Below are 18,708 nucleotides of genomic sequence, written 5' to 3' on the forward strand. Positions count from 1 at the left end.
CGCCCCTCCCCCTGGCGCGGCCGGGGGGGGGGGGGGGGGGGGGCCCCCCGGCCGCCGCGGCCGCCCCGGGGGGGGGGGGGGGGGGGGGGCCCGGGGGGCCCCCCCCACCCCGCTCGAACCAGCGGCTCCCGAACCGGGTCTGGGGACGGCTGTGCGGCGGTGCGGTCGTGCGGCGTTGCGGTCGTGCTCTGCGGCGCTGCCGTGCCGCGTGGGTGCCGTGGTACTGCGGCTCAGTGGGCCACGACGCGCGCCATGGATCCGTGGCGCGGTTGCATCGGAACGCCGCGCGCGGGTTCCGGTGCGGGCCTGGCGCCTGGTCCGGCCTGACGGCCGGCCGGGGCCGGGCTGCGGCGCGGCTGGGCCGCCGCACCGTTCTGGACGTCCATCACGGCGTGCGCGACGAGACCGCCCATGGGGTCGTGCCTGATCAGATCCCTGAGCCTGGACCGTGAGGAGCGTCCCTCATTGCCCGGGTACAGGTGCTTGCCGAGGCCGACCGCGTGCGCCAGGGCGGCGAGCGCCGCGGTCCGCGGGTCCGGCGGTACGCCGGTGCGGATCGCGGAATCCAGTCGGGCACGGATCTCCCGGCTGATGGCGGTGTCCGTCGCCTGGTAACGAGTCGTCGGCAGCACTCCGCACATCTGGCCCGCCACGGCATGCACCATGCCGCACCGCTCCAGATGCGAGAGGTAGACCTGGCGGAGCCCGAGACGCGGTCCGCCGATCCAGTGGACGGCCCGTACCGGAGCGCCACGCCTTCGCAGCAACTCCAACGCGCAGTCCAGTGTTGGATCTCCTGTCGGCCGTGGTGCCACCACGGCGATACGATCCCCGTCTGGGGCTATCCGTCCGGCCAGCGCCAGCTCCACTAGCTGCGCTCCGGCCAGACCTAGGTCGAGCGACTGCGGCTGTGCAGTGGTACCCGTGGCCGGGTCCAGTGCCAGCAGCAGAAGCTCCTCCGGAAGTGTTCTGCGGCTCCTGCCCATCCATGCCTCCCCGCGTGGATGAATGACAGGGTGACCCCTCTCACATTGGTCTGTCGAGAGCGCGTGACCGGTTCGTAAGGGAACCGGTAGGTATGTCGTTCTCGTCTACCGCAGGGGACAAGCCCGCACACAGGACACTGGTACATGGTTCGGACAGTGGCGGGGAGGCCTTGTCCCGGGTGGGTGTTCGGCCGCCGGACGGCGGTCGGTTCGGCAGGCGTACGGTGACATGCGTCACATGGAGGAGGCATCGGTGGCGGGCGAGTCCCCCGACAGGTCCAAGCAGCGCGAGTCGTCGGTTGAACCGACGTCGGGGAAGGCGGGTCCGGTTCCCGAGGCCCGCGATCCGCGATCCGCGGTGTCCCGCGAGTCCGACGAGCGCGGCGCCGTGGACACGGCGACCAAGGTCCTCTCGACCCGCGAACTGAACTCCGACGCCAAGCCCCCCGCCCAACAGGAAGACACCCGCCTCCGCGAGGCCGTGGCGGCCTGGGTACGGTCCGGAGACCCGACGGAGGAGGAGAAGCCGGCGGGGGGTGCCTCACGGGCCGAGACCTCCGGTACGGACGCCGCCGGGGCGAAGGCCGCCGAGGACGATGCCGCCGAGGCGAAGACCTCCGGGACGGACGCCGCCGAGGCGCAGGCCGCCAAGGCGGAAGACGGCGGGGCAAAGGCCTCGGAAGCGGATGGCGCCGAGGCGCAGGCCGCCAAGGACGAGAAGACCGGGGACGACGACGCCGCGGGTGCCGTGCCGGCGGCCGAAGGCAGTGAGGTGACGCAGGACGACCCGGGCGAGGACGGCGAGGCTGCCGCGCGGGCGGGCTCGGACGCCGAGACCGACGTGACGGACGTGGCGGACGAACACGAGGACGCCACCGCAGACTCGGACGAGCCTACTGACACCGAGCCAGAAGCGGACATCGACGCCACCGGCGAGGCGGAAGCCACCCCCGAACCCGAGGCCGCCGACGGCGATTCCGCCCCGCAGGGGCCACCCGCAGCCGACGACGAGACCCGCACGGGTGGTGCGGGCGGGAACACCAAGGCCGAAGGCGAAGCCGAGGCCGAGGACAAGCCCGCTGACCCCGAGGCGGACGCCAACCCCGAACCCGAGGACGCCGACGGCGATTCCGCCCCGCAGGGGCCACCCGCAGCCGACGACGAGACCCGCACGGGTGGTGCGGGCGGGAACACCGAGGCCGAAGCCGAGGCCGAGGCCGAACCGGAGGCCGCCGACGGCGACTCCGCCCCGCAGGCGTCACCCGCAGCCGAGGACAAGGGCAACGGCAAGGGCAAGGACAAGCCCGTCGATCAGCCCACCGCCGTCTTCAAGGCCCCGAAGCGGCAGGTCGATCAGCCGACCACCATGCTCAAGGTCGGCGGCAAGCCGAAGGCCCCCGAGTCGGACCCCGAGCGCACCAGCAAGTTCGTCGCGCTCAAGCCCCTCGACGACCCGTCCACCCGCAAGCCGACCGCCCCCAAGCCCACCCCCGCGGCCACGCCAAAGCCCGCAGCCGCGCCGGCGCCCGCCGACGCCACCACCCCCGTCCCCCAGATCGGCCCCGAGCGCACCACCCAGCAGCCGCTTCCGCCGAAGCCCCCGCTGGATCTGCTCGCCGAGCTGACGAACACGCCCCCGCCCCCGGAGACCCCGGTCCGCACGATCGTGCGCCGGGTCAAGATCTGGACCCCGCTGGCCCTCCTGCTGGCGGTCATCTTTGCGGTCGTACAGGCCATGCGCCCGCTGCCGGCGCCCACCCTCGCGCTGACCGCCGAGGAGACGTACACGTTCGACGGCAAGACCAGCCTCCCCTGGCCCGCCGAGGGACAGGGCTGGATGGACGGGGCCGGCATCGGCACGATGGGCAGCTTCGGCAAGCAGACTCCCGTCGCCATCGGCTCCGTCGCCAAGACGATGACCACGTACATCATCCTCAAGGACCACCCGCTGAAGGCGGGCGCCGAGGGCCCGTCCATCACCGTGGACGCCACCGCCGAGAAGGAGGGCGGCTACAACAAGGCCGGCGAGTCCACCCTCGACACGGTGAAGGAGGGCGACAAGCTCACCGAGAAGCAGGCGATCTCGGCCGTGATGATTCCGTCCGCGAACAACATCGCGCGCTTGCTTGCCCGTTGGGACGCGGGCTCCGAGGCGGCGTTCGTCAAGAAGATGAACGCCACCGCCAAGAAGCTCGGTATGACGCACACCACGTACACCGACCCCTCGGGTCTGAAGGAGACCACGGTCTCCACCGCCGAGGACCAGGTGAAGCTCGGCAACGAGGTCGTGAAGAACCCGGTGCTGACGGCCATCACCAGCGCGGCCAGCTGGGACGACCCCACCCACAAGAACTGGCCCAACCCCAACACGCTCCCCTACGTCATGGGCGCGATCGGCATCAAGACCGGCAGCACCACCGCGGCCGGCGGCAACCTGCTCTTCGCCGCCAGGAAAGAGGTCGGCGGTGAGACGGTCACCGTCGTCGGCGCGATCCTCGGCCAGCACAAGCCCCGGATCCTCGAGACGGTCAACGCGGTCAGCAAGACCGCGCTGACCGCCGCGAAGGACGCGCTGACCTCGGCGAAGATCCTGAAGAAGGGTGACGTCGTCGGGTACGTGGACGACGGTCTCGGCGGCCGGACCCCGGTCGTCGTCACCAAGGACGTCACCGCGGTCGGCTGGGCCGGCCTGAAGGCGAAGCTGTCCTTCGCCGCCGGCGAGGTACCGCACACCGCGGAGGCCGGCACCCAGGTGGGCACGCTCACCGTGGGCGACGGCAAGAGCGGTGCGGTGAAGGTGCCGGTGGCCCTGAAGAAGGACCTCACCGAGCCGGGCCTCGGCAGCAAGCTGACCCGCATCCGCTGACCCGCATCGGCTGACCCGCGGCGCCCGGTGCGCCGCCCCCGCACCCCGCCGACCGAGCCCCTCGGCGGGGTGCGTGCTAGCGTCACGAAACGGGGCGGGTAGTCGGCCGAGGGGAAGCGGCCGGCAATCGGACAGGAAGCGGCCGGGACCACCGAGCGAAGCGGCCGAGAACAGAAGACGGGACACGGGGAGTGCCTTCAGGTGGCCACTGCGGAGCCGACACGCGCCGACGACACCGATACGGGCCCGGGGACCGGCCCGCGAATACGCCCGTCCGCGGCTGACCCGGCCATGGACGGCCCCGTCGCGGACGGCCCCGTCGCGGACAGCCCCGTCGCGGACAGCCCCGTCGGTCGCCGGACGCGGCTGCCGGCCGCCGCCGAGCCCCTCCGGCAGCGGCTGCTCCTGCACCCCGCCCTGTCCATGACCGCGCTCTCCGGTGTGCTGCACGTCATCTGGTTCTTCACGTTCGCCAACAGCGGCGGTGACCTCGCCGCGCAGGACGCGTGGGCGGAGTTCGTCGGCCGGCACCCGGACTCGGCGTACAACCTGGCCTGGTACGGCGGTATGCACCCGGTGTCGTACAGCGTGGTGTCGCCGTATCTGATGGCGGTGCTCGGGGTCCGTACGACGCTGATGATCGCGGGGACGCTGTCGGCGGGCCTGCTGACGGTGGTCCTCATCCGCAGCCGGGCGGTGAAGAACCCGCTGTGGGCCGCGCTGGCCGGGGTGTTCGCGCTGATCTGCAACGCGATCTCGGGCCGGGTGACCTTCGCCCTCGGCACGGTGTTCGCGCTGGGCGCGGTCGCGGCCGTGTTCTGCTGGCCGTACCGCTGGCGGTACAAACGCTGGGCGAAGGCCCTGGTCGCGGCACCGCTCGCCGCGCTGGCCACCATGTCGTCGCCGGTCGCGGGCCTGTTCGTGGGCCTGGTCGCGGCCGCGCTGTTCCTCCAGAAGAGACGGCCGGGCGCCTGGGCGCTGGGACTGGCGCCGTCGGCGGTGGTCGCCGTGTCGACGTGGCTGTTCCCCTTCTCCGGCACCCAGCCGATGACGATCGGCTCGGTCGTCATGCCGCTGCTGTACGGACTGCTCTGCCTGTTCCTCGTCCCCGAGGAGTGGAAGACCGTACGGCTGACCGCCGCCGTCTTCAGCCTCGCGGTGGTGCTGGTCTGGCTGTTCAGCTCGCAGATCGGGTCGAACATCTCGCGGTTGCCGATGCTGTTCGCGGGTGTGACACTGATCGCGGCGCTGCCGTTCACGGTGCCGCGCTCGCGCAAGTGGTACACGACGGTGCTGGCGTTCCTCGGCTTCGTCGGGTGGATCGGCTACAAGTCGATCGACGACATCATCCACACGACCCCGGACGCGTCGTGGGCGCGCGAGCTCGCCCCGCTAGTCAACGAACTCCAGCACGTCGGCGCCGAGAAGGGCCGCGTCGAGGTGGTCCCGGCCCGCTCGCACCGCGAGGCCTCCGCGCTCGCGCCGTACGTCAACCTGGCCCGGGGCTGGCTCCGCCAGGCCGACATGGAGCGCAACCCGCTCTTCTACGACGGCACCCTCGACTCGTCGAACTACCACGCGTGGCTCCAGCGCTGGGCCGTCCACTTCGTCGTCCTGCCCAAGGACGAGCCGGACGGCGACGGCGGGGAGCGGGAGCGGGCCCTCGTGCGGCGCGGGATGCCGTACCTGACGCAGATCTGGGGCGACGCCAACTGGCAGCTGTTCCGGGTGACCGACCCGGCCCCGCTCGCCGAGCCGAACGCGGTCGTGGACCGGGCGGAGCAGGGCGAGATGACCATCGAGGTCCGCAAGGCCGGCCGCATCCTCATCCGCATCCCCTACTCGCCGTGGCTCAGCATCGTCGACGCCGAGGGCAAGAAGATGAAGCCGCCCCAGGAGACCCAGGCGTCCAAGCACCGGTCCGACGGCACGCCGAAGACGTACGACAACGTCAACGGCTGTCTGATGGAGACGCCGGAGGACGCCAAGGGTGACAAGTGGACGATGCTGGTCGCGCCGAAGGCGGGGACGTACCGGTTCGCCGCGCCGTATCAGCTGCCCAGGGGTACGCCGTGCCCGGACGAGCTGAAGGAGCCGTGAGCCGCCCGGGCCGCGCGGTGACCGCCCCGGTCCGCGCGAGGCCACCCCGGTCCGCGCGTGACCGCCCGGGGCCGCCGGGCCGTTGACGCTCAGCGGAGCTGGTCGACGTACCGGTCCGTCCCCGGCACCGTCGGGATGAACGGCGCCACCAGCTCCACCCGCCCCAGCCCCGACCCGGTCACCTGCTCGTCGAGGCCCGCGAAGTACCGCTCCCAGCACTCCCGCGGGTCCGTCTCCAGGAACCACAGCAGGGTCAACCGGGTGTCGACGCCCTCGACCTGCTTGACGTAGGTCATGCGGTCGCCGGGCAGCGGGGTGGGCCGGAAGACGGTCACCATCGCCGCCGGGGAACCCGCGACGCGCTTGGGCAGGTGGCGGGAGCGCAGCCACTCCAGCAGTTCGGCGCGCTGCCCGGCGCTGTCGGCGTCGACGACTTCGAGGACCAGGCCCCGGTACGGGTGGTCGAGGGCGTGGAAGTCGCGGGGGCCGGCCGCGCCGTCCCGGTACACCGTGGCCTCGTGGTCCTGGAAGGCCGTGAAGACGTGGGTGCGGTCCTGGTAGACGCGGGCGTCGCGGTTGAGGCGCTTGTTGATGGCGACGGTCCACTTCATGTGGTCGTCGTAGCGGCCGTCGGTGACCCAGTAGGTGGAGAGGTAGCAGCCGGCGGTGACGGGCTGGGCCACCGCCGACTTCTCCGGGTGGCGCAGGAGCTGGAGGTCCCGGGTGGCGACCCAGCGGCGGCCCGCGTACATCCATGGCATGGCCATCGCACCGGCGTAGTAGTGGTCGTCCTCGTACCAGCGGTTGTACGCGTACTCGTGGCCCGGGTGCGGTTCGACCATGGTGATCAGGGCATGGCCGGGGCGCACTCCGTACGGGCCGACGGCGGCCAGTTCGGCGTACGTCTCGCTGCGGGTCTCCTCGCTCATGCCGTTCCCCTTCCTTCTTCTTCCGTCCTCTTCCGTCCTCCGCCGCACGCCCATACTCTGACGCCCCGTCAGATGTTTCGCCATCCCCCGGGAGGCCCGGATGTCACTGCTGGACGGCAAGACGGTCGTCGTGTCGGGCGTCGGGGCCGGGCTCGGTCACCAGGTGGCCGCCGCCGTCGTACGGGACGGCGGGAACGCGGTGCTCGGCGCCCGCACCGAGGCGAACCTCGCCAAGAGCGCGGCCGAGATCGACCCGGCGGGGACCCGGACCGCGTACCGGGCGACCGACATCACCGACGAGGGCCAGTGCGAGGCGCTGGCCGCCCTGGCGCGGGAGCGGTTCGGCGGGCTGGACGCGGTGGTGCACGTGGCCGCCTGGGACTCGTACTTCGGCGGGCTGGAGGACGCCGACCTCACGACCTGGCAGTCGGTCATCGACGTGAACCTGCTGGGCACTCTGCGGATGACCCGGGCCTGTCTGCCCGCACTGAAGGAGGGCGGCGGCGGTTCGGTGGTGTTCATCGGCACGCAGTCGGCGGTGGCCGCGCCCAGCCAGGTGAAGCAGGCGGCGTACGCGGCCTCCAAGGGCGCCCTGACCAGCGCCATGTACTCCCTGGCCCGGGAGCTGGGCCCGCACCGGATCCGGGTCAACACCGTGCTGCCGGGCTGGATGTGGGGTCCGCCGGTGCAGGCGTACGTGCAGTTCACGGCGCACACGGAGGGCGTGCCGGAGGCCGAGGTGCTGGGGCGGCTGACGGAGCGGATGGCGCTGCCCGACCTGGCGACGGACGGGGACGTGGCCGACGCGGCGGCCTTCCTGGCCTCGGACCGCGCGCGGGCCATCACCGGGCAGTCGCTGCTGGTGAACGCCGGGGAGCTGATGCGCTGAGCCAACCACCCACCCGCCATTTCCAGCCACTTGGGACTGTTCATATAGATGAACCAAGGTCAGTGAGCAGAACATTTTTGCTTGCTCTTGACCTTACGCTCGCTTGTCGTGCCCGCGTAACCCCACCCACGATGAGCGGGCACTTCGCGGCCTTCCCCGTCCACGCTCCGCTTATGCGAAGTGCCAGCCAGCTGAGCGGAGTTCACAAGGCGGACCCTGGGAGGGGAGCGCATGAACAGTCTCGACTGGGTCGTGCTCATCGGCTACTTCGGCGTGATGATCGCGATCGGCGTCTGGTCGCACAAGCGCGTGGACGACGTCAGCGACTTCTTCACGGCGGGCGGAAAGATGCCGTGGTGGCTGTCCGGCATCTCGCATCACATGTCGGGCTACAGCGCGGTGATGTTCACCGGATACGCGGGCATCGCGTACACCTACGGCGTGACGTCCTTCGTGACGTGGTCCTTTCCGATCGCGCTGGGCATCGCCATCGGCTCGAAACTGTTCGCGCCGCGGATCAACCGCCTGCGGTCGCGGCTTCGTGTGGCCTCTCCGCTGGAGTACCTGAAGAACCGGTACGACCTGAAGACCCAGCAGGCCCTCGCCTGGTCCGGCATGCTGCTGAAGATCGTGGACGTCGGCGCGAAGTGGGCGGCGATCGCGACGCTGCTGTCCGTCTTCACCGGCGTCACCCTGAACCAGGGCATCCTCATCACGGGCGCGATCACGGCCGTCTACTGCACGATCGGTGGCCTGTGGGCGGACGCCCTCACCGAACTCGGCCAGTTCGTCATCCAGTTGCTGGCCGGCATCTCCATGTTCGTCGCGGTCGTACTGAAGCTGAACGACAAGGGCATCGGCCTCTTCGACGCCTTCGACCAGCCGGCCCTGCACGGCCACGGCAAGCCTCTGGTCGGCCCGTACGGAACCGTCTTCCTGCTCGCCTTCCTCTTCATCAAACTGTTCGAGTACAACGGCGGCATGCTCAACCAGGCCCAGCGCTACATGGCGACGGGCAGCGCGCGGGAGGCCGAGCGGTCGGCGCGGCTGTCGGCGGTGCTCTGGCTGGTCTGGCCGGTCGTCCTCTTCTTCCCGATGTGGGTGTCACCGCTCCTCGTCCACGCCAAGAAACCGGACGGCTCGGACTCATACGGCCTGATGACCGAACAGCTCCTGCCGCACGGCCTGCTGGGCCTGGTCATCGTCGGCTTCTTCTCCCACACGATGGCCATGTGCTCCTCCGACGCGAACGCCATCGCGGCCGTCTTCACCCGGGACGCGGCGCCGGTGTTCTCCCAGCGGGCCCGGGAGTGGGGCCAGCGCTCCGGCCTGATCGCGGCCCGCGTCACCACGGTGGTCTTCCTCGGCCTGTCCATGGCGGTGGCGACCCAGGTCAACTCCCCCGCCTTCAAGGACATCATCACCGTCGTCATCAAGTGGGTGGCCGGCCTGATGGGCCCGATCGCGATCCCGATGATGCTCGGCCTGCTCCGCCCCTTCCGCCGCTCCGGCCCGACCGCCGCGCTCACCAGCTGGGCCCTGGGCCTGCTCGCCTTCTGGCTGGTCAACTACCCGATCAACTGGAACGTCGACGGCGGCGTCCCGCTCCAGTACCAGGTCTCGGTCCCGCTGGCCGTCTCCCTGGTCCTCTACATCCTCATCGGCTACATCAAGCCCGAGGACACCCCGGAACGCCTCGCCGTCATCGAGCGGATCAACACGGACGACGACGGCGCGACGGCAGCGGTCCCGGCACCCGCCGGCGCGGGCGACGACATGGTCACCGCCCCGGCCAAGGACTGACGCGGCTACCCGCCCCTGGGGTAGCGGGCCAGCCACCCCGGCGCGGACCCCGCCGGCCCGTGCAGCGCGGGACCCTGGGTCATCTCCATGGCGAAGTCGTCGGCCAGCTCCAGGATCGTCGGACGGCCCTCCAGCTCGGCCAGCCAGGCCGGCGGGAGGGCCGTCTCGCCGTGCAGGGCCCCGAGCAGCCCACCGGTCAGCGCACCGGCGGCACCGGAGGGCCCGCCCTGGTTCACCGCCAGGCACAGCCCGTGCCGTACGTCCTCCCCCACCAGCGCGCAGTACACCGCGCCGGCCAGCATCCCGTCCGCCGCGCCATCCCCCACCAGCTCCTCCACCCTGGCCGGTGACGGCATCCCCTGCCGTACGGCGCCCAACGCGTGCTGAAGGGCGTCGGACACCGGCTGGTGCCCCGGCCGGGCGGCGAGCAGGGCCAGCGCCCGCTGCACGGCGCCGTCCAGGCTCTCGCCGCGGGCCAGCGCGTGCACGATCACCGCGTACGCGCCCGCCGACAGACAGGCGGTGGGATGTCCGTGCGTCTGGGCCGCGCACTCCACGGCCAGCTGCACCACCAGCTGCGGCTCCCACCCGACGAGCAGCCCGAACGGCGCGGAACGGGCCACGGCCTCGGGCCCCAGCTCGCCCGAGTTCTTGGGCGACTCCAGCGTGCCCATGGTCTCGTCACCGAGCCCCAGCAGCAGTGCCCGCGTCGGGTCCCGCCGCACGTACAGCCACTCCTCCCGGGCCAGCCATCCGTCTTCCTTGCGCCGCTCGTCGGGACCCCAGTCCCGCTGCGTCGCCGCCCATCTCAGATACGCCCGGTGCACATCGGTCGGCGGATGCCAGGCCCCCGTGTCCCGGCGCACCTGGGCCCGTATCAGCCCGTCCACGGTGAAGAGGGTGAGCTGCGTGTGGTGCGTGACGGCACCGCGCCGCCCGTACCCCACCGCCAGATCGACCAGGCCCTCCACCCCGTACCCCGCCCGGATCTCCTCCACCTTGAGCCCGTCGACCGGCGCCCCCAGCGCGTCCCCGACGGCAACCCCGAGCAGCGTCCCCCGCACCCGGCCACGGAAGTCCTGCTGCTCGGCACGCCCCCAGACGGCCCCGGATGCCGCCACCATCCTGACCTCCCACGTGGCACCGTCCGTACGTACGTACGCGCAGCACTGTAATCGAACGGGGACGGTCGGTAGAGGGGCCGGATCGGGGGCGGGGTGTGGGTGGAGTGAACGTGGGCGGTCGGTTCCGTGCGGGGGCGGGCGTGCTGGGCGGTGGCCCCTGTCACTCGGGCGTCAGCCGTACCACGTGACGTTGCAGACGTTCCACGTACGCGACTCCAAGAACAAGCACGGCGCCCAACTCGCCCTCAAGGGCGCGCCGTGGGCCGAGTTCGTGACGTTCGCGGGTCGTTCCGCCTGACGCATTCTGGCTCAATGTGTACGGGACACGGTGGTCACCCGGGGGAAAGAAGCCGGTCATGACCACATCAGCCACACGTGCCCCATGGCTCGCCGCCACCCTCCTGACCGGCACGGTCGCCCTCTACATCGCCCTCGTCGCCTTCGGCAACATCACCGACTTCGGCACCAACCAGCAGTTCGTCCGGCATGTGCTCGCGATGGACACGACGTTCAAGGACGACGATCTGATGTGGCGTGCCATCACCTCGCACGCTCTGGAGGACGCCGCGTACGTGACGATCATCGTCTGGGAGACGCTCGCGGCGCTGATCCTGATCGCGGCGACGTATCTGTGGGCCCGCCACCACCCGCGCGCCCGCCAGGCCTCCACCGTCGGCCTGCTGATGCTCCTGCTGCTGTTCGGCGCCGGGTTCATCGCGATAGGCGGGGAGTGGTTCGCGATGTGGCAGTCGAAGACGTGGAACGGCCTGGACGCGGCGACCCGGGTGATCGTGCTGACGGGGGTGGCGCTGCTGGTGACGTACCTGCCGGGGGCGGCTCAGGAGAACGACTGACATCTTCGCGCCTGGCGCAGCAGCAGCGAGCCGCCCTGAGCAGGCCGGATGTTCAGCTCAGGGCGGTCCGTTCAGCTCACGGTGGCACCATCGGTGGTGCTCCGCCGGTAACTCGCCCAGTCAGCGGTACAGCTTCCTGCGCACCCAGAGGAACCCGATCGCCCCGCCCACGACGGCCATGTACGCGGTCAATGGTCCGTCGTTCAGGGCGAGTCCTGGCATGGCGATGACGGCCACGATCAGAAGCCATCCGCATCCGGCCACGGCGAGGTCCGCTGCATCAGGGCGGTGTCGTTCGTTCTCCACCTGTTCCCCCGTTCACTGGCTCGCGTCTGACCGGTGCGTCACGTGGGGAGTCGGCATCCGCGACATCGCTGCCGTGAACCGTACGCCGCAGAGCGGCAGTTCGGGGTCTGAGTGGCTCATTGGCCGTGTTCGGTGAACATCCTGATCAGATCCTGGGCCGTGTTGTGCTCGGAGTCGATCCGGTAGCGCTCGCCGTCCTCAGCGGCGGCGACCTCGGCGCTGCGGCGGAACATGTCCTGCTCGTACGCGGTGAGCGCGGCCTCGATGTCGTCGGGGTGTTCGGCGAGGGCCTGGCCGAGTTCGGCGCCGTCGAGCATGGCCAGGTTGGCGCCCTCGCCGTTGGGGGCCATCAGGTGGGCGGCGTCGCCGAGCAGGGTCACCCCCGGTACCCGGTCCCACCGGTGCTCGGCCGGCAGGGCGTAGAGGGTGCGCAGGATCGGCGCGGTGTCGCCGTCGGTGATCAGCGCGGTGAGCTCCGGCGCCCAGCCGTCGAACTCCGCCGCGATCCGCGCGGTCGCCGCGGCGGCATCGGCGAAATCGATGCCGTCGAACCAGTCCCGCGGCCTGGACAGCCCCACGTAGGCGTGCAGGGTGTCGCCGCTCTCCCGGTGGGCGAAGATCTCCCTGCCCGGCGAGGGCGCCATCATCGACCCGCCGCCGACCGCGTGCGCGGTGGCCGGGTGCCGGGTGTCGGCGTCGAACAGGTAGGTCTCGACGACCGACGTGCCGACGTACTCGGGTATCGCGTCGGAGAGCAGCGGCCGCACCCGTGACCAGGCGCCGTCCGCACCGACCAGCAGGCCGGCGTCGACCGTGCCGCCGTCGGCGAAGGTCACCTGGTGGCGGCCGTCGCCGAGGCTACGGGTGCCGCTGACCTTGTGCCCCCACCGCACGGTGCCGGCCGGGAGCGAGTCGAGCAGGATCCGTCGCAGGTCGCCGCGCATCGCCTCGGGGCGTCCGCCCGTGCCGTCGTCGGCCTGCTCGAACAGGAGGGTCCCGTCCCGGTCGAGGACCCGCATCGCCTGGCGGCCCTCCAGGACGATGGCGTGGAACTCGTCCATCAGACCCGCCGCCTTGAGGGCGAGCTGACCGTTGTAGTCGTGGATGTCGAGCATCCCGCCCTGCATGCGCGCCTGCGGGGAGGGCTCGGCCTCGTACACGGTGGCCGGGATGCCGTGGACGTGCAGGACACGGGCCAGCGTGAGTCCGCCGAGTCCGGCACCGATGATCGTGACTGGGGTGTGCATGATCGCTCCTCGGGATCGGGCCGCCCGGTGAAGTCCGGGCTGCCGTCTCCTGAAAGATGCCAACCCCCGCCGACGGGCCGCCGATATACGACCGACGGCCCCCCGACATACGACCGACAGCGCAGATCGACTGTCAGTCCAGCACCGGCAGCAACTCCGGCAGATGCCCGTCCGAAGCAGCCGCCGCCCGCTGCCGCTCCTCCGGTACCTCCCCGTACAGCGTCGTGCGGGGCCGAGCCGGACGGCCTGCCGCATCGGCTACGGCGATCAGGTCGCGTACCGACTTGTAGGAGCCGTAAGAAGAGCCCGCCATGCGGGAGATGGTCTCCTCCATCAGGGTGCCGCCCAGGTCGTTCGCGCCGGAGCGGAGCATCTCCGCCGCGCCCTCGGTGCCGAGTTTCACCCAGCTCGTCTGGATGTTGGGGATCCAGGGGTGGAGGAGGAGGCGGGCCATCGCCGTGACCGCGCGGTTGTCACGGGTGGTGGGGCCGGGGCGGGCGATGCCCGCCAGGTACACCGGCGCGTTGGTGTGGATGAAGGGGAGGGTGACGAACTCGGTGAAGCCGCCCGTCTGTTGCTGGATGCGGGCGAGCGTGCGGAGGTGGCCGAGCCAGTGGCGGGGCTGGTCGACGTGGCCGTACATCATGGTCGAGGAGGAGCGGATGCCCAGCTCGTGGGCTGTCGTGACGACCTCGATCCAGGTGGCCGTGGGCAGCTTGCCCTTGGTGAGGATCCAGCGGACCTCGTCGTCGAGGATCTCCGCCGCCGTGCCCGGGATGGTGTCGAGGCCCGCCTCCTTGGCCGCCGTCAGCCACTCGCGGATGGACATCCCGGTGCGGGTGGCGCCGTTGACGACCTCCATCGGGGAGAAGGCGTGCACGTGCATCCCGGGGACGCGGGACTTGACCGCCTTGGCGATGTCGAAGTACGCGGTGCCGGGCAGGTCGGGGTGGATGCCGCCCTGCATGCAGACCTCCACCGCGCCGACCTCCCAGGCCTGCTGGGCCCGGTCGGCCACCTGCTCCAGGGAGAGGGTGTAGGCGTCGGCGTCCGTGCGGCGCTGGGCGAAGGCGCAGAAACGGCAGCCGGTGTAGCAGACGTTGGTGAAGTTGATGTTCCGGGTGACGATGTAGGTGACGTCGTCACCGACGGCGGACTTACGTACGTCGTCGGCGATCCGGGTCAGCGCGTCCAGCGCCGGGCCGTCCGCGTGCAGCAGGGAGAGGGCCTCCTCGTCGGTGAGGCGCGTCGGGTCCTCGGCCGCCGTGCGCAGGGCCTGCCGTACGTCGGTGTCGATGCGCTCGGGCGCCATCCCGGGGGCGGCGGCCTCGCGCAGCGCGGACCAGTCGCCGTACACCTCGTCGAAGTCGTCGCGCCGGTCGGAGGTACGGCCCTCGGTGTCGATCGACGCGTGCAGGTCCGTACGGCCGGACGCTACGAACGCCTCCTCCGGCTCCTGCCACGGACGTCCCTCGACCAGGGCGTCCGGTGCCGCGAGGCCGGTCGCCGGGTCCGCCAGCGCCCGTACGTGCGGCAGCAGCCGCGGGTCCAGCCAGGGCTCGCCGCGCGTGACGAACTCCGGGTAGACGCAGAGACGTTCCCGCAGCTCGAATCCGGCCGCCTCGGACTTCCGCGCCAGCTCCTCGATCTGCGGCCAGGGGCGTTCGGGGTTGACGTGGTCGATGGTCAGGGGCGACACCCCGCCCCAGTCGTCGATGCCCGCGCCGATGAGCCGCTCGTACTCCGAGTCGACGAGGTTGGGCGGGGCCTGGAGGCAGGCGGAGGGGCCGAGCAGGTGCCGGGCGACGGCCACCGTGGCGACCAGGTCGTCCAGTTCGGCGTCCGGCATGCCGCGCATGGCCGTGTCCGGCTTGGCGCGGAAGTTCTGGATGATCAGTTCCTGGATGCCGTGGTAGGCACGGGAGACCTTGCGGAGCGCGAAGAGGGACTCCGCCCGCTCCTCGTACGTCTCGCCGATGCCGATGAGGAGCCCGGAGGTGAAGGGGACGGAGGAGCGGCCGGCGTCCTCCAGGACGCGCAGCCGGACGGCCGGTTCCTTGTCCGGGGAGCCGTAGTGCGGGCCGCCCGGTTCGGACCACAGGCGGGTCGCGGTGGTCTCCAGCATCATGCCCATGGACGGGGCGACCGGCTTCAGGCGCTGGAAGTCGGTCCAGCTCATGACGCCGGGGTTGAGGTGGGGCAGCAGCCCGGTCTCCTCCAGGATGCGGATGGAGATGGCACGGACGTAGGCGATGGTGTCGTCGTAGCCGTGCGCGTCGAGCCACTCGCGCGCCTCCGGCCAGCGGTCCTCGGGCTTGTCACCGAGGGTGATCAGGGCTTCCTTGCAGCCCAGGGCGGCACCCTTGCGGGCGATGTCGAGCACCTCGTCGGGGGACATGAACATCCCGTGGCCGGCCCGGCGCAGCTTGCCGGGCACGGTGACGAAGGTGCAGTAGTGGCACTTGTCCCGGCACAGCCGGGTGAGGGGGATGAAGACGCTCTTCGAGTAGGTGATGACACCGGGCCGGCCCGCCGCTTCGAGGCCCGCGTCCCGCACCCGGGCGGCGGACGCGGTGAGGTCCTCGAGGTCCGCGCCGCGCGCCTGGAGCAGCACGGCCGCCTCGGCGACGTCGAGAGCGACGCCCTCGCGGGCACGTTTGAGGGCGCGACGCATGGAGTTCTCGGTGGGGCCGGTTCCGGAGGTCGCGGAAGTCGTCATCCTTCGAGCATACGAGTGCGGTGACCAGGGCAGTCAGGGCCGCCCCGGCGCTCCGGCCGCCGCCGCGCTCAGTGGAGGGCGAGCCAGCCGATGCCCACGGCGCACACGAGGCCGCCGGCGATCACGTCGGCCGGTCTGTGGCGGCGCAGTGCGGAACCGGCCACCAGGGCGCCGAGCAGCACGGCGACCGTGCCGAGCGTGCCGAGCAACGGTCCCTTGCTGTAACCGAATTGGTTGATGTGCAACGCGAGGCGCACCAGCCAGTAGAGCCTCATGACGCGACCCTGCCCAAGTGAAGTCTCTCCCCCCGCCCGCTGCGATCGGCGATGGTCAGAAGCCGATCCGATGCGGACCCGAGTCGAGATCTTACGGTTGGATCGCGTCGAGCGCGCGCAGCACCTCCGTCTCCCCCGCCGGCGGCAACTGCACCACGACCTCCTCTATGCCGAGTTCGGCGTAGTGCGCGAGCTTGCCCGGGCTCGGGTGGACGGCGTAGGGCACGACCTGGAGGGCGGCGGGGTCGCGGCCGGCGTCGGCCCAGGCGGCGCGCAGCACCGGCAGCGACTCGGTCAGCCCGCGTCCGCCGATCGGCAGCCATCCGTCGGCATACTCCACGACGTGCGCGAACAGCTTGGGCCCGGCGGCCCCGCCGACGAGGGTGCGGGGACCGGCGACCGGCCCGCGCGGCTTCTGTGCGGGCTTGGGGTGGGCGTGGCTGGCCCGCACGCTCCCGTGCTCGCCCTCGTACCCCGTGGGCTCCTCGGCCCACAGGGCCCGCATGAGCGCCATCCGGTCCCGGACCAGTTCCCGCCGGGTCCGCCAGTCCACGCCGTGGTCGGCGGCCTCCTCGACGTTCCAGCCGAAGCCGACGCCGAGGGTGAACCGGCCGCCGGAGAGGTGGTCCAGCGTGGCGGCCTGCTTGGCGAGGCCGATCGGGTCGTGCTGGGCCACGAGGGTGATCCCGGTACCGAGTCCCAGCCGCTCGGTCACCGCCGCCGCCTGGCCGAGCGCGACGAAGGGGTCGAGGGTACGGCCGTACTCGCGCGGCAGTGCGCCGCCGGCCGGGTACGGGGTGGTCCGCTCGACCGGGATGTGGGTGTGCTCGGGCAGGTACAGCCCGGCGAACCCGCGCTGCTCCAGCTCACGGGCGAGCCGGACCGGGGTGATGGTCTCGTCGGTGAGGAAGATCGTGACGGCGATTCGCATGTCCCACATGTACCGGGGCGGGGGTCGACTGTCCATACCGACTGGTCGGCACATCCACCGGGGCGTGCGTTCATGACAAGCTGTCAACTCGTCATTCCCTTGCATACGAGGAGAGTTCACGCCCGCACAGGACGGTGACCCCATGTGTGACGACACGCACGGCATCGGAAGACGCGCCCTGTTCGTGACGGGAGCGGCGGCCGCCCTTACGTTGGGAAGCGTGGGCTTCGCGGCGGCGGACGACCAGGGCCAGGAGACCCGGACGGTACGGGGCACACTGCCGCCCGGCTCCCCGGACTTCGTGTACGTACCCGTCGAAGTCCCCTCAGGCGTACGGGAGATCAAGGTCTCCTACACCTACGACAAGCCGTCCGTCCCGGCCGGCACCCAGGGCAACGCACTCGACATCGGCATCTTCGACCAGCACGGCACCGAACTCGGCGGCCGGGGCTTCAGGGGCTGGTCGGGCGGCGCCCGCACCGAGTTCTTCATCCGCGCGGACGAGGCCACGCCCGGCTACATCCCGGGCCCCGTGCGGGAGGGCACGTGGCACATCGCCCTGGGCCCCTACACGGTCGCGCCGCAGGGCCTGACGTACGAGCTCACGATCACGCTGACGTACGGCGAACCGGGCTCCACGGCACTCCCGGTGTACCCGCCCTCCCGGGCCAAGGGCCGCGGCCGGGCCTGGTACCGGGGCGACTGCCACCTGCACTCCTGGCACTCCGACGGCCGCCGCACCCCGGCCGAGATCGCGGCCCTCGCCCGGGCGGCGGGCCTGGACTTCATCAACTCCTCGGACCACAACACGCACTCCGCCCACCCGCACTGGGCGGACGCCGCCGGGGACGACCTGCTGATCATGCTCGGCGAGGAGATCACGACACGGAACGGCCACGTGGTGGCCCTCGGCACCGACCCCGGCACCTTCGTCGACTGGCGCTACCGCGCCCGGGACAACCGCTTCGGCCGCTTCGCGAGGCAGATCCACCGGGCCGGCGGCCTGGTGGTCCCCGCCCACCCGCACGCCACCTGCGTCGGCTGCGGCTGGAAGTTCGGCTTCGTCGAGGCGGACGCCGTGGAGGTGTGGAACGGCCCGTACACGCCGGACGACGAGGTCATGCTGGCCGAGTGGGACAACCTGCTCGTCGCCTCCGTCCGGGGCGGCCGGGCCTGGCTCCCGGCGATGGGCAGCAGCGACGCCCACCGCGACCCGGACGTCGTCGGCAGCCCCCAGACCGTCGTCCTGGCCGACGACCTGACCCGCGAGGCCATCCAGGAGGGCATCCGCGCGGGCCGCTCGTACATCGCCGAGTCCAAGAACATCTCCCTGACCTTCACGGCGACGGACGGCCGGGGCCGGCACGCGGGCATCGGGGAGCGACTGGAGGCCGACCCGGACACCCCGGTGACGGTCCGCCTGGAAGTCTCCGGCGCCCCGCGCTGCACGGCCCGCATCGTCACCGACCAGGGGGTACTACTGACGAGCGACCCGCTGCCGGTGTCCGGCTCGGGGGTGGTGGAGTGGCACACGACCCCCGCCTACGCCGCCTACGCACGGGCCGAGCTGCGCCACGAGACGGCGGCGGGCACGGTACCGGGGGCGCTGGCCGCCCTCACCAACCCGATCTTCCTCGGGCGTTGACGGGGGGGCGGCACCGGCGCCGGTCCGTGAGCCG

The 18,708-nt window shown here is 71.6% G+C and carries 15 protein-coding genes; 7 read left to right on the forward strand and 8 right to left on the reverse strand.

All coding sequences use genetic code 11. The annotated features are described in order from the left end of the window. Nucleotides 1-230: 230 nt before the first annotated feature. Nucleotides 231-986 (reverse strand): GPP34 family phosphoprotein, encoded by a 756-nt coding sequence (locus tag ACFY01_RS32695; RefSeq protein ID WP_390739371.1) that lies wholly within the window; start codon nucleotides 984-986, stop codon nucleotides 231-233. Between the two features lie 238 nt (nucleotides 987-1,224). Between ACFY01_RS32695 and ACFY01_RS32700 the strand changes: the two genes are divergently transcribed. Together ACFY01_RS32700 and ACFY01_RS32705 are read left to right on the forward strand one after the other, a co-directional pair. Next, on the forward strand, nucleotides 1,225-3,852 hold the full coding sequence (locus ACFY01_RS32700; protein ID WP_390739556.1) for a D-alanyl-D-alanine carboxypeptidase: 2,628 nt from the start codon (nucleotides 1,225-1,227) through the stop codon (nucleotides 3,850-3,852). A gap of 201 nt (nucleotides 3,853-4,053) precedes the next feature. Next, nucleotides 4,054-5,952 (forward strand): MFS transporter, encoded by a 1,899-nt coding sequence (locus ACFY01_RS32705; protein WP_390739372.1) that lies wholly within the window; start codon nucleotides 4,054-4,056, stop codon nucleotides 5,950-5,952. Between the two features lie 89 nt (nucleotides 5,953-6,041). On the opposite strand, the gene ACFY01_RS32710 is transcribed toward ACFY01_RS32705, so the two are convergent. Further along, entirely contained in the window at nucleotides 6,042-6,881 is an 840-nt protein-coding gene (locus ACFY01_RS32710) for a hypothetical protein (protein WP_390739373.1), read from the reverse strand. 100 nt (nucleotides 6,882-6,981) lie between these two features. On the opposite strand from ACFY01_RS32710, the gene ACFY01_RS32715 reads away from it, so the two are divergent. Then, complete coding sequence (locus ACFY01_RS32715; protein ID WP_390739374.1) at nucleotides 6,982-7,770, forward strand: SDR family oxidoreductase; 789 nt, start codon at nucleotides 6,982-6,984, stop codon at nucleotides 7,768-7,770. Between the two features lie 231 nt (nucleotides 7,771-8,001). Beyond that, on the forward strand, nucleotides 8,002-9,573 hold the full coding sequence (locus ACFY01_RS32720; RefSeq protein ID WP_390739375.1) for a sodium:solute symporter family protein: 1,572 nt from the start codon (nucleotides 8,002-8,004) through the stop codon (nucleotides 9,571-9,573). A gap of 5 nt (nucleotides 9,574-9,578) precedes the next feature. Here ACFY01_RS32720 and ACFY01_RS32725 read toward each other — a convergent pair whose 3' ends face one another. Continuing rightward, complete coding sequence (locus tag ACFY01_RS32725) at nucleotides 9,579-10,697, reverse strand: ADP-ribosylglycohydrolase family protein (protein WP_390739376.1); 1,119 nt, start codon at nucleotides 10,695-10,697, stop codon at nucleotides 9,579-9,581. 184 nt (nucleotides 10,698-10,881) lie between these two features. Between ACFY01_RS32725 and ACFY01_RS32730 the strand changes: the two genes are divergently transcribed. Then, nucleotides 10,882-10,995, forward strand: coding sequence for a DUF397 domain-containing protein (locus ACFY01_RS32730; RefSeq protein ID WP_390739377.1), 114 nt, complete (start codon nucleotides 10,882-10,884; stop codon nucleotides 10,993-10,995). A gap of 58 nt (nucleotides 10,996-11,053) precedes the next feature. Beyond that, nucleotides 11,054-11,551: a DUF2165 domain-containing protein gene (locus ACFY01_RS32735; RefSeq protein ID WP_390739378.1), complete on the forward strand. Its 498-nt coding sequence runs from the start codon at nucleotides 11,054-11,056 to the stop codon at nucleotides 11,549-11,551. Nucleotides 11,552-11,671: 120 nt separating this feature from the next. Here ACFY01_RS32735 and ACFY01_RS32740 read toward each other — a convergent pair whose 3' ends face one another. The 5 genes from ACFY01_RS32740 to ACFY01_RS32760 all read right to left on the reverse strand — a co-directional run bounded on the left by ACFY01_RS32740 (nucleotide 11,672) and on the right by ACFY01_RS32760 (nucleotide 17,029). Further along, the gene (locus ACFY01_RS32740) at nucleotides 11,672-11,857 is read right to left on the reverse strand and encodes a hypothetical protein (protein WP_390739379.1); all 186 of its coding nucleotides are present in this window, start codon (nucleotides 11,855-11,857) and stop codon (nucleotides 11,672-11,674) included. A gap of 116 nt (nucleotides 11,858-11,973) precedes the next feature. Further along, a complete protein-coding gene (locus ACFY01_RS32745) occupies nucleotides 11,974-13,104 on the reverse strand; it encodes an FAD-dependent oxidoreductase (protein ID WP_390739380.1) in 1,131 nt (376 codons plus the stop codon). Between the two features lie 133 nt (nucleotides 13,105-13,237). After that, nucleotides 13,238-15,823, reverse strand: coding sequence for a bifunctional FO biosynthesis protein CofGH (locus ACFY01_RS32750; protein ID WP_390739381.1), 2,586 nt, complete (start codon nucleotides 15,821-15,823; stop codon nucleotides 13,238-13,240). 68 nt (nucleotides 15,824-15,891) lie between these two features. Continuing rightward, complete coding sequence (locus tag ACFY01_RS32755) at nucleotides 15,892-16,098, reverse strand: hypothetical protein (RefSeq protein ID WP_390739382.1); 207 nt, start codon at nucleotides 16,096-16,098, stop codon at nucleotides 15,892-15,894. Between the two features lie 91 nt (nucleotides 16,099-16,189). After that, the gene (locus ACFY01_RS32760) at nucleotides 16,190-17,029 is read right to left on the reverse strand and encodes an LLM class F420-dependent oxidoreductase (RefSeq protein WP_390739383.1); all 840 of its coding nucleotides are present in this window, start codon (nucleotides 17,027-17,029) and stop codon (nucleotides 16,190-16,192) included. Nucleotides 17,030-17,171: 142 nt separating this feature from the next. Here ACFY01_RS32760 and ACFY01_RS32765 point away from each other — a divergent pair, with 142 nt between their 5' ends. Next, nucleotides 17,172-18,674, forward strand: coding sequence for a CehA/McbA family metallohydrolase (locus tag ACFY01_RS32765; protein WP_390739384.1), 1,503 nt, complete (start codon nucleotides 17,172-17,174; stop codon nucleotides 18,672-18,674). The last annotated feature ends 34 nt before the right edge of the window (nucleotides 18,675-18,708 follow it).

The organism is Streptomyces sp. NPDC001480, assembly GCF_042894725.1.
Classification (GTDB): Bacteria; Actinomycetota; Actinomycetes; order Streptomycetales; family Streptomycetaceae; genus Streptomyces.

What these genes read in the sequence shown, in the direction of transcription:
- ACFY01_RS32695 (WP_390739371.1), bottom strand. Translation starts at nt 986, where the DNA reads ATGGGCAGGAGCCGCAGAACACTTCCGGAGGAGCTTCTGCTGCTGGCA.
- ACFY01_RS32700 (WP_390739556.1), top strand. Translation starts at nt 1,225, where the DNA reads ATGGAGGAGGCATCGGTGGCGGGCGAGTCCCCCGACAGGTCCAAGCAG.
- ACFY01_RS32710 (WP_390739373.1), bottom strand. Translation starts at nt 6,881, where the DNA reads ATGAGCGAGGAGACCCGCAGCGAGACGTACGCCGAACTGGCCGCCGTC.
- ACFY01_RS32715 (WP_390739374.1), top strand. Translation starts at nt 6,982, where the DNA reads ATGTCACTGCTGGACGGCAAGACGGTCGTCGTGTCGGGCGTCGGGGCC.
- ACFY01_RS32720 (WP_390739375.1), top strand. Translation starts at nt 8,002, where the DNA reads ATGAACAGTCTCGACTGGGTCGTGCTCATCGGCTACTTCGGCGTGATG.
- ACFY01_RS32725 (WP_390739376.1), bottom strand. Translation starts at nt 10,697, where the DNA reads ATGGTGGCGGCATCCGGGGCCGTCTGGGGGCGTGCCGAGCAGCAGGAC.
- ACFY01_RS32735 (WP_390739378.1), top strand. Translation starts at nt 11,054, where the DNA reads ATGACCACATCAGCCACACGTGCCCCATGGCTCGCCGCCACCCTCCTG.
- ACFY01_RS32745 (WP_390739380.1), bottom strand. Translation starts at nt 13,104, where the DNA reads ATGCACACCCCAGTCACGATCATCGGTGCCGGACTCGGCGGACTCACG.
- ACFY01_RS32750 (WP_390739381.1), bottom strand. Translation starts at nt 15,823, where the DNA reads ATGACGACTTCCGCGACCTCCGGAACCGGCCCCACCGAGAACTCCATG.
- ACFY01_RS32755 (WP_390739382.1), bottom strand. Translation starts at nt 16,098, where the DNA reads ATGAGGCTCTACTGGCTGGTGCGCCTCGCGTTGCACATCAACCAATTC.
- ACFY01_RS32760 (WP_390739383.1), bottom strand. Translation starts at nt 17,029, where the DNA reads ATGCGAATCGCCGTCACGATCTTCCTCACCGACGAGACCATCACCCCG.
- ACFY01_RS32765 (WP_390739384.1), top strand. Translation starts at nt 17,172, where the DNA reads ATGTGTGACGACACGCACGGCATCGGAAGACGCGCCCTGTTCGTGACG.